A 12,667-nucleotide genomic window follows, 5' to 3' on the forward strand; every position below is an offset into this window, starting at 1 on the left:
GCGTGACGACGCTCACTCTGGCGCCCGAACGATGACATGCAATCTCCATCTGGTTTCGGGACTGTAAAACCTCGATCGCATACCGCGATGCCCCTTGACGGCACTAGGCCGTGCTGGATTACATGGCATCACCGTCCAGCGACACCGCCAGGGACCGGACCTCCAGAGGGAGTCACCATGACCGACACCTACGCACTCGCCGAGCTGCAGAAGGAGTCGAGGATGGGCGGCGTCGGCACCGAGAACGCCGACCGCACCATCCCGCGCATCGACCTGTCCGACTTCGAGTCGCGGCGCGCCGAGATCACCGAGGAGCTGTGGACCGCCGCGACGGAGATCGGCTTCTTCCAGCTCGTGAACCACGGCATCCCGCAGGACCAGGTGGACCGCGTGTTCGCCGAGTCCGCACGGTTCTTCTCGCTGCCCGACGACACCAAGGCCCGCTACCCGCTCGCGCCGGGGACGAACGCCGGCTGGGAGAAGCTCTCGCAGACCCGCCCGTCGGTGGGCACGCCGGACCAGAAGGAGTCCTTCCAGGTCACGCGCCCCCGCATGGAGGGCCTGTGGCCGGACGACACCGAGCTCGCGGGCTTCCAGGACTTCGTGCTCGGGTTCGAGGCGCAGTGCTGGGACCTCGCCATGCGCGTCCTGTCCTGCTTCGCCGAGAAGCTCGGGTTCGACCGCGACTTCTTCGCCCGCGCGCACGACCCGGAGTCCGCCGAGTACCAGTCGACCCTGCGGCTCATCCACTACCTGCCCGTCCCCGAGGAGCAGAAGGGCCGTCCCGGCGTCTGGCGCGCGGGCGCGCACACCGACTTCGACTGCCTCACGCTGCTGTTCCAGCGCGACGGCCAGGGCGGGCTGCAGGTGTGCCCCGGCCGCGACGCCGACGCGCAGGAGTGGACGCCCGTCACGCCGTCGGACGACGCGATCACGTGCAACATCGGCGACATGCTCATGCGCTGGAGCGACGACCGCCTGCTCTCCAACTTCCACCGCGTGAAGCTCCCCGGTGAGGGTGACTACACGGGGTCGCGCTTCTCCATCCCGTTCTTCGCGCAGGCGAACCGCGACGTCCTCATCGAGACGCCGCTCGGCACCTACCCGCCGATCACCGCGCACGACTACCTGCAGGAGCGGGTGCGCGCGAACTACCGCAAGGGCTGAGATGCAGGGCGCCGGCCTCGGTTACAGTGCCGCATGACCACCGCCGAGACCGGCGCCCTCCTCGCCGAGTCCGTGTACCGCTCGCTCGTCGACAAGATCTTCGAGGGCGCGCTTCCGCCCGGCGCACCGCTGAGCGTCCCCGCCCTCGCCGCGAGCCTCGACGTCAGCCGCAGCCCCGTCCGCGAGTCGGTCCAGCGCCTCATCCACGAGGGCCTCGCGGTGCACGTCCCGCACGCCGGCTCGCGCGTCCTGCGGCTCGACGAGGACGCGGTGCGCGACGTCCTCGCGGTCCGCGAGGTGCTCGACGGCCTCGCCGCCCAGGAGGCGGCGCGCCGCGCGTCGTCCGCCGAGGTGGGCGAACTCGGCGGCCTCGTCGACCGTCAGGCCGCGCTCCTCGAAGAGCCGGCCGACCCTCTGCGTGACGCCCGGCTCGACGTCGAGCTCCACTCCCGCGTCCGCGAGCTCTCCGGCAACCGCCCCCTCGTCGACGCCCTGCGGCGCCTCGACGCCCAGGCGCACCTGTACACGTCGGGCATGTGGGCCGAGCGGGCCAACCGCGCGCACGCCGTCGTCGAGCACCGCCGCATCGTCGAGGCCGTCGCGGCAGGCGACGCCGACGGCGCCCGCACTGCCGCGAGCGCCCACGTCGCCGCGATCGGCGTCCGCATGCGCCGCTGGCGCGCCGCCCCCGACACGGTGTCCTGACGCTCCGCGAGCCGTGCGAGACTACGCGCGTGACCAGCGATAACGGTGCACCGCGGCGGCGGGCATGGAAGCGAGACTGGAGCGCCACCGTCGTCACCATGATCGTCGCCGTCCTCCCTGTCGCCGGGGCGTTCGGCCTGGGCGTCCTGGGCATGCACATCCGTGGAGATCTCTCCACCACAGGGCTGCTCTGGGTCTTCGGCGGAGTCGTAGTCCTCGTACTCGCGATCGCCACGGTGATCACCGACGCCCAGCATCGGCAGTTCCAGGCGGTCGCTCGCGCGTTCCCACGCACCGTGCGGCTCATTGTCGGGCCGATCGGCATGGCCCCGGCGGATCCCCCGGTCAACCACCGACGCATCCGGTCGCTCAAGGACCTGCCGCCCCTCTACGTACTCGTCATCTCGCAGGCGCAGGTCGACCTCCGAATTCTCTCGACCCTGGCCCTCGTCACGCGGCTGCGACGTGAGGGCCTGTCCGTCCGTGAGCGGTTCGAGACCTTCGGCCCTATCCACGACCGCAGGACGATCGAACTGACGAACCACGGTGACCGCATCCACGTCGCCGTCCAGGCGTCGCCGCCCGGCCGGTTCGGCCAGCGTGCGGCGCTCCGGAGCCATGACCTCGCCCTCCGTGCTCTCGGCCGGATCTCCCCGGACCTCAAGATCTCCTCGCCCTCCTGATCGACGTCAGTGCCCCCGGCGCCGCGCACCGGAGGAGACGAGCTCCTCCGCACTCACCGCGAGCCGACGCCCGTCCGCGTGGGCGGCGCGCTCGATGCGCTCGGCGAGCTCGGCGTCGGCCCGCCCGGCGAGGGGCGCCGTCGCGCGGCCGTCCCGCGCGACGCACCGCCCGCCCACGTAGGTCGCCCGCAGGTTGCGCAGCCCGCACGCGAGCACGTAGGTCGCGACGACGTCCCACACGGGTCCGGTGCTCGGCGAGCGGTGGTCGACGAGCACGAAGTCGGCGTGCTTGCCGACCTCGAGGCTGCCGACGCGGTCGGCGACGCCCAGGACCTCGGCTGACCCGAGCGTGTGCAGGCGCAGGACGTCGCGCGCGGACATCACACCGGCGTCCTGGTGCAGCGCGCGCTGGGCGTACAGCCCCTGGCGCATGTTGGCCCACGGGTCGGAGATGTCGGTGCACGACTGGTCGTCGAGGCCCACGCCGACCTGGATCCCGGCGCGGCGGTACCGCACGACGTCGGCGTGGCCCGAGCCCAGCCGGCCGTTCGAGGTCGGCTGCCAGACGACGGGGCTGCCGGCGGCGGCCACCCGCTCGACCATCTCGTCGGTGGGGTGCACGAAGTGCCCGAGCAGCAGGTCCGGACCCAGCGCGCCGGCCTGCTCGTACCACGCGAACTTCGCGCGCTGCACGTCGAGGCCCTCGGCGGTCTCGACGAAGTGCGCCTGGTCGGTGAGGCCGTGCTCGCGCATGACGTGTACCTCGAGCTCGGCGGTCCGGGGCTCGCTCGCCCACTGCACCGCACCCATGACGGACACGCCGAGACGCTGGTCGCGGCCTGCGCGCTCGGGGGCGCGCGCGGCGTCGACCATGCGGGCGAACCGCGTGAGCACCTGGTCCTCGGGGCCGGCCTCGTCGTCGAGCCGGATGGCATGGACGGCGCGCAGCCCGGCGTCGACGGTGCCGTCCATCTGCCGCGTCGTGTACTCGTCGGGGTGGACGCGTCCGAGGACGTTGCGGGCGGTCGCGGGGTCGTAGAGCCACGTGACGCCGGACTGCATGAAGTTGTACGCGCTCGTCACGCCGTTGGCGAGGAAGTCCATCGAGCCGTGCAGCGTCGCCCAGTACATGTCCTCGGCGTCGGTGTGGCGGAAGAGCTCCATCATGGAGCGCACCCACGGGTAGAGCGTGGCGTCGGGCGCGATGCCGCGCAGGCCGGACGTGAACAGGTGCGAGTGGGCGGACACGAAGCCGGGCGCGACGATCGCGCCCTGCGCGTCGAGCACGGGCGCCGTCTCCCACCCGGGCGGCGGCTCGCCGGGGCCGGTCCCGGTGATGCGCCCGTCGGTGCCCACCTGGAGCCAGCCGAAGTACCACTCGGGGCCGCCGTCGGCGCCGGGCAGGACGAGCGCGTCGACGACGGTCAGCGCGGGCGCGGGGGTGCTGGTCATGGGTGGAGGACTCCGTCCTGGACGTGGTCGGCCGGGAACAGGTCGACCGGGTAGGGTGCCGGCGCGGTCGACGGCTCGGCCACCGCGTCGAGACCGGGGGGCGGGACGAAGAGCCCGTGCGGGTCGAGGCGGCCGCGCAGCGCTCGGACGCGCTGCACCCCTCCGTCGGTCCAGCAGCGGGCGAGCCGTTCCGGGGTGCGGCGCAGGTCGGTCTCGCCGACGTAGTGGCCGGTCGTGAGGTCGGCGAGCGGCGCGAGGGCGCGGCTCGGCCACGCGAGGTTCGCCTCGTCGTCGACGCCCGGCTCCCACACGGCGTACGCCGCGACGGTGAGCGTGCCGAGCGGTCGGTGCAGCGGGGGCGACGGCGCGGGCGGGCCCGGCAGGGCGGAGCGGCGGTACGACGCCGAGCTGACCAGCACGCTCGACGTGCCCGACAGCGCCTGGCCGAGCCCCGTCGCCAGGCGCGGGAGGACCTCGGCGTACCCGGCGGTCGTCCAGGCCTGCTGGGCCACGCAGCCCGGTCGGACCGGCCCGACTGGCCCAACCTGCCCGACCGGCCTCTCCGGCACCGTGTCGGCGCGCAGGAGGCCGGCGATGCTCGTCGCGCTGCGCACGACGGCGGTCGCCGCCGCGGGCAGCGGGCCGTCGAGGGGCGCGAGCAGGGTGTCGGCGTGCGCGGCGTCGCGACCGAACGCGGTGAGGTTCGCGACGACGGCCGGGGTCCCACCCGCCACCGGGACGAGCACGAGCGTGAGCTCGACCTGCGGTGCGACGACGCGCGCGAGCGCGTCGGCCCAGGCGCCGACGTCCGTGAGCCCGGCCCGGCCGTGGTCACCGGCGCCGCGAGGCCGCAGGTGGACCGTGCGGCGTCGGACCACGGGCTCGGGCCACAGGCGCAGCCGGAAGCACGTCACGACGCCCGGGAACGCAGGGCCCGCGCCGCGCAGCACGGCGAAGGCCTCGGGGTCGTGCTGCGCGTCGACCTCCACGACGCGCCCGTCGGCGAGCACGACCTGCGCGCCGACGACCGACTCGCACGCGCTCCCCCACTCCCCCTGGTTCCAGCCGTTGCCGCCGGCGAGCAGGAAGCCCCCGAGCCCGACGCCCGCCTTGTGCCCGACGGGGAACGCGAACCCGGTCCCGTCGAGCGCGTCGGCGAGCGCGAGCGAGGTGGCCCCCGGCCCGACGTCGGCGGTGCCCGACGCCGCGTCGAGCACGACGCCGTCGAGCCGGGAGACGTCGAGGGCGAGAGCCCCGTCGCGCAGCGCGGTGAAGGCCGTGCCGTGACCGCCCGACCGGACGGTGACGCCGGTCCCGCGCGCACGCGCACGGCCGAGCGCGGCCACGACGTCGTCGACGCCGCGCGCCCGCACCACGAGCGCCGGCCGGTCCGCGGGGGCGACGCCGGAGACCGCCAGCCCACGACGCGCCGCCTCGTAGCCGGCGTCGGACGGCACGACCGTCGGAGGGGCCGTCACGGCAGGCACGGCAGGCACGACAGGTCCGGTCACGCGGGCGCCCCGGGCAGGAGGAGGCGGTGGAACGCGCGGTCGAAGTGCACGAGCGCGCTCGCAGGGTCGACGGGGCCGGCCCCGTCCGTCCGCCCCGTGGTGCCGCGGTGGACCTCGGCGACCTGCCCCAGCAGGAGCACGTGGTCGCCGGCGTCGATCTCCTGCCACGTGTCGCACTCGAGTGCGTAGCGCGCGTCGGCGGCGAGCACGGGGATGCCGTGCCGCCCGGGCCGCACGTCGAGCCCCGCGAACTTGTCCGCCGCCTTGGAGGCGAACACCGAGGCGGTGCGTTCGCGGTCGTGGTGCAGGACGTGCAGCACGAACGCGTGCGCGTCCCGCAAGGTCTGCAGGGTACGGCTGGTCCGCCCCACACCGACCGCGACGAGCGGTGGGTCGAGGCTCACGCTCATCACCGCGGTGGTCGTCAGCCCGGCGGGTTCGCCACCGGCCGTCGTCGTCACCACGCACACCCCGCTCGCCAGCCCGGCCATCGCGTCGCGGAAGCCGTCGACGACGGCCTCGGGACGCGATGTTGATGTCATCAACATGCGCCCATCGTGTGCCTCCGATGTTTCGCTCGCGTCACACCGGCGCACGGAGTCTGTTACGGCTCGCACGACCCCGCACCGGACGCCCGCGGCAGGGCCGCGCGCTCCCCTACCATCGAGCCATGGCCGCCACCAGCGACGACGCCCCCGCCGCGCCCGACGGTGCCGGCAGGTCCCCGGACCCCCTCGACCGCTCCGTCGAACGCCTGGGACAGAGGATCCGCACGCTGCGCCACGCGCACGGGCTCACGCTCGTCCAGCTCGCGGAGGCGACGGACCTGTCGCACTCGTTCCTCAGCCAGGTGGAGCGCGGCCGCGCGCGGCTGAGCATGTCGTCGCTGTTCCGGGTCGCGACGACGCTCGGCACGACGCAGCAGGTCCTGCTCGCCGAGGCGACGACGCCCGCGGCGGGCGCGTCGCCCGTCCTGCGCCGCACCGACGAGGCGTCCGCGACCGCCGGGGGCGGCACGGTGCGCGCGCTCGCCCCCGCGGGCGACCGGCCGTTCGACCCGCTCGAGTACACGGGGACGTCTCAGGACCCCGGCGAGTACTGGGTGCACGACGAGGACGAGTTCGCCTACGTCGTCGAGGGGCGCGTGCTGCTCGACCTCGACGGCGTCGTCGACCTGCTCGAGCCGGGCGACTCCGTGTTCTACCTCCGGGGGACCGGGCACCGCTGGGCGAGCGCGGACGGCGGCCCGTACCGGCTGCTCGTGGTCAAGCAGCGACTCGCTCGACGCGACGCGTGAGCACCCGCGCGACCTCGCGCTCGTCGGCCGTGACCAGTCGCCCGTCGCGCACGACGACGCGCCCGCCGACCACGACGTGCCGCGGTCGGCGACCCGGCGACGCCCACAGCAGCCCGGCGACGGGGTCGGCCACGCCCGCGTCGGGGACGCCCGAGACGTCCCACACGCAGAGGTCCGCGGCGGAGCCGGGGCTCAGCCTCCCCAGCTCGGGACGGCCCAGCCCGTCGGCCGAGCCCGCGGTCGCGGCGTCGAGCACCTCGCGCGCCGCGAGCTGACGGCCCGCGAGCGCCGACACCTGCATCGCGAGGCGTGCGTCGGCGAGCAGGTGCCCCGCGTCGTTGGACCCGCCGCCGCTCGTGCCGAGCCCGACGCGCACGCCCGCCGCGAGGAGGCGCGCGACCGGCGCGACGCCCCAGCCCATCGGCACGTCGCAGCCGGGCGCGTGCGTGGCGCTCGCACCGGACGCCGCGACGCGCGCGATCTCGTCGTCGGTCACGTCGCACAGGTGCGCGACCGCGACGTCGGGCGCGAGCCATCCCCAGTCGGCGAGCAGGTCGAGCGGTCGCCGACCGTAGCGCTCGAGCGCGGCGGCGACGTCCACCTGCTCGTTCGCCTGCGTGCGCCGGCGCAGGCCGCGGCGTGCCGCGACCTCGCCGAGCAGGCGGAAGGTCGTCTCACCGTCGCTGTGCACGCCCGCCGGCCCGACGGCGACCTGGACGCGGCCGTCCGGGCGCACGCCCCCGGGGCTCGCGCCGACGAGCGCGGCGGCGATGGCGTCGGCGCTCAGGGCGGCCCGCTCGGCGTCGTCACCGGCCGTCCCGCGGACGAGCACGAGCCGGGCCCCGACCTCGTCCGCGGCAGCCGCCGCGGCGCGCGCGAGGTCGACGGACCCCGCGACGTCGACGTGCGCGGGCCACGTCAGGTGGTGGTCCGCGACGGTCGTGACGCCGCACAGGAGCGCCTCGGCGAGCCCGGCTCGCGCGGCCGCGCCGACGAGCTCCGCGTCGACGTGCGCACGCTCGTACGCCGCGGCCATCGCGGGCAGCCAGTCGCGCATCGGCACCCCGCGCGTGCCGGGAAGGGTCCGGAACGCCGTCTGCAGCAGGTGGTGGTGGGCGTTGACGAGCCCGGGCGTGACCACGCACCCCGTCGCGTCGAGGCGCGCCCCGTCCGGCCCGGCCGCACCGCCCCGGCCGACGTCGGGCCCGACGTCTCGCGCGGCGTCGGGCCCGACCGCGACCACCCGTCCGGCCGCGTCGACCACGACGTCCCCGCCCGGCTCGGGTCCCGCCTCGCCCGGACCGCCCGGGCCGGTCCGTACGGCGAGCGCGCCGGTGACGACGAGGCTCATGCCCGGTCGCGCGCGACGAGCCCGGCCGCGCCGTCGGCGGGGGTCGTGAAGCGGGACGCCTCGACGAGCGTGCGCGCGAGCTGACCCACGGCGTGCTCGAACATCTCCTTGCCGGCCTCCGCGCTCGCGCCCGTCGGGTCGCCCACGTGGCCGTCGGGGCCGAAGTCGCTGGACAGCCACCCGAACGAGACGGCCTTGCCGAACCCGATCTGCTCGTAGGCGAGCATCTCCTCGGGCACGCGGCGCACGGCGAGCTCCAGGTGCACGAGCTCGGGGCGCAGGTGCAGCATGAGCGACGTCTCGCCGTGGCCGCCGTGCACACCCAGACCGTGCTCGTCGCCGTGGGCAGGCGCGCCGCCCTGGTCGCGCGGCGTCGCGACGTGCGCGAGGAACGTCCGCAGCCCGAACCGGCGTCGCAGCTCGCGGTTCGCCACCTGGGCCAGGGCCGAGTTCCCGCCGTGGCCGTTCACGAGCACGAGGCGCTCGATGCCCGACGCCGCGAGCGAGCGCCCGACGTCGACCAGCACCCGCATGAGCGTGTCCCAGGACAGCCAGACGGTCCCGGGGAACCCGGCGTGCTCGTCCGACTTCGTGTACGCGAGCCCGTCGAGGAGCACGACCGACGCCTCGCCCGAAGCCGTCACCGTCTCGACCGCGGCAGCCGCGGTCTCGCTCGCGGTGACGTAGTCGGTCGAGACGGGCAGGTGCGGCCCGTGCTGCTCGACCGCGCCCAGCGGCAGGACGGCGACCGTGCCCGCCGGGAGCGCGGCGACCTCGGGCCAGGTCATGTCGAGGAACCGGGGCACGCGGGGCGCCATCAGCGCACCCCGATGTTCAGGCGCGTGTCGGCGGGCGGGTCGTCGACGAGCTTGCCCGGGTTGAGCAGCCCCTTCGGGTCGGTCGTCCGCGCGGTCTCGCGCGCGAGCTCGACGTTGCGGTCGACGTACCACTGGTGCGGCGAGTGCACCCCGAGCCCGAGCGCCTCGAGGCGCGGGATCCCGGCGAGCACCTCCTCCTCCGACACGTAGTCCGCCACGACCATCGCGAGGGGCGCGTGCCCCATGAGCTCGACGTGGAGGTGGACGTCGCCGTCGTAGACCGCGCGGACGTCGTCCGGGGCGTCCCAGTGCGCGAGCCCGCCGGTCTCCATGTGGAACCACGAGCGGTCCGGGTGCGCCTTCTGCAGGAAGTAGACCGGGTGGTTGTAGGACATCGAGGAGAGCTTGTCGGTCTCCGCGTAGTCCGCGAGGCTCGCGACGACGGCGCCACCTGCGGCGACGACCGCGGCCTCGACGTCGGTCACGGTCGACGCCTCCGCGATCACGCGCAGGCTGAACCGGTCCGGGTCGAGCGGGACCGACGCCGGCAGGCTCGGGACCAGCGCGGGCGGGTCGGCCGACGCGAGACGCGGCAGGACCGGCAGGTCGAGCAGCGCGCGGTGCACGCTCGTCGTCGAGGCCCAGTCGTCGAACGCCGCGTAGATCGCGACCCAGTCGCGCGCCGGGTCCGTGGCGACCTCGACCTCGACGACGACACCCGTCACGCCGTACACGTGGACGTAGGGCGCGACGTCGGGACCGCTGACCGTGAAGGTCGTCCCGCTGCCGTCCATGGGGGCGACGGTCAGCGACAGCACGAACCCGTCGGTCGTCGACCCGTGCTCGATCGTCCCCGTCCCGGCGGAGCCGCCGCCGACGAACCCGCCAATCGTCGACCCCTTGGTGGACGGGTAGATCCAGATGTCGCGGCCCGCAGCCCGTGCGGCCACGTCCATCGCGGTGATCTTCGCCCCCGCGCCGGCGGTGACCGAGCCCGAGTCGTTCACCCGGATCGTGTCCAGGCCGCGCAGGTCGAGGACGAACCCGCCGTCGAACGGCGTCGCCTGCCCGTAGTTGCCGGTGCCCGCCCCGCGCGGGGTCACCGGCACGTCGTGCTCGTACGCGACCCGCAGGACCTGGGCGACCTCGTCCGCCGTGCGCGGGCGCACGACGGCGTCCGGCATGAACCGCCCCGCGGGCACCTTCTCCTGCAGGACCGGGGACATGCGCGACCAGTCGGAAGAGGTCTTGAGGAGCAGCTCGGCGTCGGTGGACACGGCCTCCGGGCCGAGCAGCTCCGCGACCTGCGCCGCGGCGAGCGCGGACCGGACCGCGACGGTGTCCTGGGCGCGGCCCGCGGAAGCTCCCGCGGGGGTGCTCGTCGTGCTCGTCATCTGCGCTCCTCAGCTGCCCATCGAGACGGAGTCGTCGATGAACTCGTTCGTGTACAGGGTCTCGGGGTCGATGTCCGCGGACGCGATCTGACCCGCGTCGACGAGGATCGGGCCGAACGTGCCGACGATCTCGCTCATGCGCTCCGGGTCGATCTGGCCGAACACGCCCGACGCCGGGTCGTCCGTCACGAGGCCGAGGTCCTTCTGCGCCTGGACGGAGAAGTCCGCGACCCCGAGCGAGTAGGTCCACCCGGTCTGGTACTGCTCGACGAGGTCCACGATCAGCTCGTTCGCCGCGGCGGGGTCCTCGAGGTAGTCGATCTGCGACTGCTGCATGATCGGGACGAGCTTCGCGAGGCAGTCGGCGTTCTCCTCCAGCGTGTCCGCGCGCACCGTGAGCGCCTCGGGGTAGACCGAGTAGCCCACGTCGGCGAGCAGCTGGTAGCCGACCGGCTTCGCCCACTGCGGGATCTCGTTCTCGTAGATGTACGGCTCGGCCGTCGCGAAGCCCTGCTGCATGATGCTCGGGTCGGAGACGAACCGCTGCGGCGTGCCCTCGTAGCTCAGGTCGATCTGGGACTCGGTGATGATGCCCTGCGACTCGAGCAGGCGCGGGAACACGTCGCCGGACGACACGAGCGGGTCGCCGCCGGCGGCCGCCTCCTCGATCGTGGTGGCGCCGTCGTGGCTCTCGGGGTCCCACATGACGATCTGCGGGCTGGTCGTGAGCTGCGACGCGACGGCGACCACAGGGTTGTCGGCGAGAGCCGTGATCTGCGCGTCGGTCGTGACCGCGCCCAGCATGATCGAGTCATCGAGGTACATCAGGGACGGCACGGGCTGGAAGTTGACGTTCGGCCCGCCCGGCCGCACCTCGACGTCCACGCCCGTGTCGACGCCCTGCGCGACGAGCGAACCGGTGACCGACTTGGTGTCCGTGTCCACGGTGTAGTCCGCCCCGACGAGCGCGTACATCGCGCCGTGCTCGGACTCGGGCTGCCAGTCCTGCTGCATGACGACGGTCGCGGGGCACACGTCGGACAGGTCGAGCGGTCCGCCGGCCTCGGCGGCTTCGACGTCGAGCTCGTTCCCGGCGGCGGGGTCGCCGCCGGCTTCGCCGCTGCTGCACGCGGCGAGGGCCACCAGCGGGAGGAGGGACAGCGCCGTGAACGCGGCGCGACGGGGACGCGAGAGGGTCATCGAGTGCTCCAGTGCTGGGAGGGGACCGGTGGGAGACGCGGCGGGCGAGGGGTGGTGCGGGGCGAGACGGGCTGAGGCGACGGGGCCGGTCAGCGCCCGGCCGTGCCGTACCAGCGGCCGATGACGGCCCGGTCCAGCGCGGCGAAGACGGAGAACACGACGACGCCGAAGAGCGCGGTGAGGATGATCGCCATGAACAGGGCGTCCATGTTCAGCCGCAGCGTGTAGGTGCGCAGGAGTCCGCCGATCCCGGGCGACCCCTGCTGGAAGAAGAAGTCGCCGACGATCGCGCCGATGACGCTCAGACCGGCGGCGTTGCGCAGGCCCGTGAAGATCGAGGGCAGGGCGGCGGGGAACTGGAGCTTGAAGAGCCGCTGGGCGCGCGTCGCCCTGTTGAGCGTGAAGAGGTCGTGCGCGGCGGCGCTGGCGGACTGGAGCCCGAACAGGGTGTTCGAGATCATCGGGAACAGCGCGATGATCACGCAGACGACGATGCGCGCGCTGAACCCGTACCCCATCCAGATCCCGATGAGCGGCGTCAGCGCGAGGATCGGGATGGTCTGCAGGATGACGGCGTACGGGTAGAGGGTCTTCTCCGCCCACCCGGACTGCACCATGACGACCGCGTACCCGATCCCGAGGACCACGGCGATCCCCAGGCCGCACAGCGCGACGCCGACCGTCTGCCACAGCGCGTCGAGCATGGGGCCCATGACGTTCGGGTTCCCGAGCGTGTTCGCGAGCACCTCGTGCACCGGCGGCAGGAGGAACTGGCGTTCCGCGCTCAGCACGACGAAGCTGACGAGGTACCAGACGGCGACGATCCCCCCGAGCGCCGCGAGCACCGGGCCGACCTTGGCGAGCGCGGCCGACGCGCGCCCCCGTCCGCGGTTCCCGCCCCGCGCGGACGTCCGTGCCGCCGGGCCCGCCGTCGGCCCGCCGGCCGGCTCGTCGGCGGGCGGGGTGGCGGGGACGGTGGGGGACGGTGGAGCGGACGACGGCGCGCCCGCGGGCACGGGGGACGGCGCGGCGTGGCCGCTCGTGCGGACGTGCTCGGACGTGGGCTGTGAGGTGGACATGGTGGCCTCC

General features: G+C 74.3%; 12 protein-coding genes. 4 read left to right on the top strand and 8 right to left on the bottom strand.

The features are described from left to right. The first annotated feature begins 177 nt into the window (after positions 1 to 177). From NFS20_RS14220 to NFS20_RS14230, 3 genes are all read left to right on the top strand, one after another. Entirely contained in the window at positions 178 to 1,167 is a 990-nt protein-coding gene (locus NFS20_RS14220) for an isopenicillin N synthase family dioxygenase (RefSeq protein WP_251152450.1), read from the top strand. A gap of 33 nt (positions 1,168 to 1,200) precedes the next feature. Then, positions 1,201 to 1,872 (top strand): GntR family transcriptional regulator, encoded by a 672-nt coding sequence (locus NFS20_RS14225; protein ID WP_251152451.1) that lies wholly within the window; start codon positions 1,201 to 1,203, stop codon positions 1,870 to 1,872. Positions 1,873 to 1,970: 98 nt separating this feature from the next. Then, the gene (locus NFS20_RS14230; protein WP_251152452.1) at positions 1,971 to 2,555 is read left to right on the top strand and encodes a hypothetical protein; all 585 of its coding nucleotides are present in this window, start codon (positions 1,971 to 1,973) and stop codon (positions 2,553 to 2,555) included. Positions 2,556 to 2,561: 6 nt separating this feature from the next. On the opposite strand, the gene NFS20_RS14235 is transcribed toward NFS20_RS14230, so the two are convergent. Genes NFS20_RS14235 through NFS20_RS14245 form a run of 3 tightly spaced genes read right to left on the bottom strand, consistent with a single transcriptional unit; the run spans position 2,562 to position 6,066 of the window. Further along, complete coding sequence (locus NFS20_RS14235) at positions 2,562 to 4,007, bottom strand: amidohydrolase family protein (protein ID WP_251152453.1); 1,446 nt, start codon at positions 4,005 to 4,007, stop codon at positions 2,562 to 2,564. Further along, positions 4,004 to 5,485: an FAD-binding oxidoreductase gene (locus NFS20_RS14240; RefSeq protein ID WP_251152454.1), complete on the bottom strand. Its 1,482-nt coding sequence runs from the start codon at positions 5,483 to 5,485 to the stop codon at positions 4,004 to 4,006. The genes NFS20_RS14235 and NFS20_RS14240 overlap by 4 nt, the downstream gene beginning before the upstream one ends. Before the next feature lie 29 nt (positions 5,486 to 5,514). After that, complete coding sequence (locus NFS20_RS14245; protein WP_251152455.1) at positions 5,515 to 6,066, bottom strand: flavin reductase family protein; 552 nt, start codon at positions 6,064 to 6,066, stop codon at positions 5,515 to 5,517. Positions 6,067 to 6,188: 122 nt separating this feature from the next. Here NFS20_RS14245 and NFS20_RS14250 point away from each other — a divergent pair, with 122 nt between their 5' ends. Next, positions 6,189 to 6,815 carry a helix-turn-helix domain-containing protein gene (locus tag NFS20_RS14250; protein ID WP_251152456.1) on the top strand — a complete coding sequence of 209 codons (627 nt, stop codon included), beginning with the start codon at positions 6,189 to 6,191 and terminating at the stop codon, positions 6,813 to 6,815. On the opposite strand, the gene NFS20_RS14255 is transcribed toward NFS20_RS14250, so the two are convergent. The 5 genes from NFS20_RS14255 to NFS20_RS14275 all read right to left on the bottom strand — a co-directional run bounded on the left by NFS20_RS14255 (position 6,784) and on the right by NFS20_RS14275 (position 12,657). After that, a complete protein-coding gene (locus NFS20_RS14255; protein WP_251152457.1) occupies positions 6,784 to 8,166 on the bottom strand; it encodes an amidohydrolase family protein in 1,383 nt (460 codons plus the stop codon). The two genes, NFS20_RS14250 and NFS20_RS14255, sit on opposite strands and share 32 nt — an antisense overlap. After that, a complete protein-coding gene (locus tag NFS20_RS14260; RefSeq protein WP_251152458.1) occupies positions 8,163 to 8,984 on the bottom strand; it encodes a creatininase family protein in 822 nt (273 codons plus the stop codon). The genes NFS20_RS14255 and NFS20_RS14260 overlap by 4 nt, the downstream gene beginning before the upstream one ends. Then, a complete protein-coding gene (locus NFS20_RS14265; protein ID WP_251152459.1) occupies positions 8,984 to 10,378 on the bottom strand; it encodes an FAD-binding oxidoreductase in 1,395 nt (464 codons plus the stop codon). The genes NFS20_RS14260 and NFS20_RS14265 overlap by 1 nt, the downstream gene beginning before the upstream one ends. 9 nt (positions 10,379 to 10,387) lie before the next feature. Beyond that, positions 10,388 to 11,578: a substrate-binding domain-containing protein gene (locus NFS20_RS14270; protein WP_251152460.1), complete on the bottom strand. Its 1,191-nt coding sequence runs from the start codon at positions 11,576 to 11,578 to the stop codon at positions 10,388 to 10,390. An 89-nt stretch (positions 11,579 to 11,667) separates the two neighbouring features. Continuing rightward, on the bottom strand, positions 11,668 to 12,657 hold the full coding sequence (locus NFS20_RS14275) for an ABC transporter permease (protein ID WP_251152461.1): 990 nt from the start codon (positions 12,655 to 12,657) through the stop codon (positions 11,668 to 11,670). Positions 12,658 to 12,667 lie beyond the last annotated feature (10 nt).

Origin of the sequence: Cellulosimicrobium sp. Marseille-Q4280 (assembly GCF_943181405.1) — a bacterium.
Classification (GTDB): domain Bacteria; phylum Actinomycetota; class Actinomycetes; order Actinomycetales; family Cellulomonadaceae; genus Cellulosimicrobium.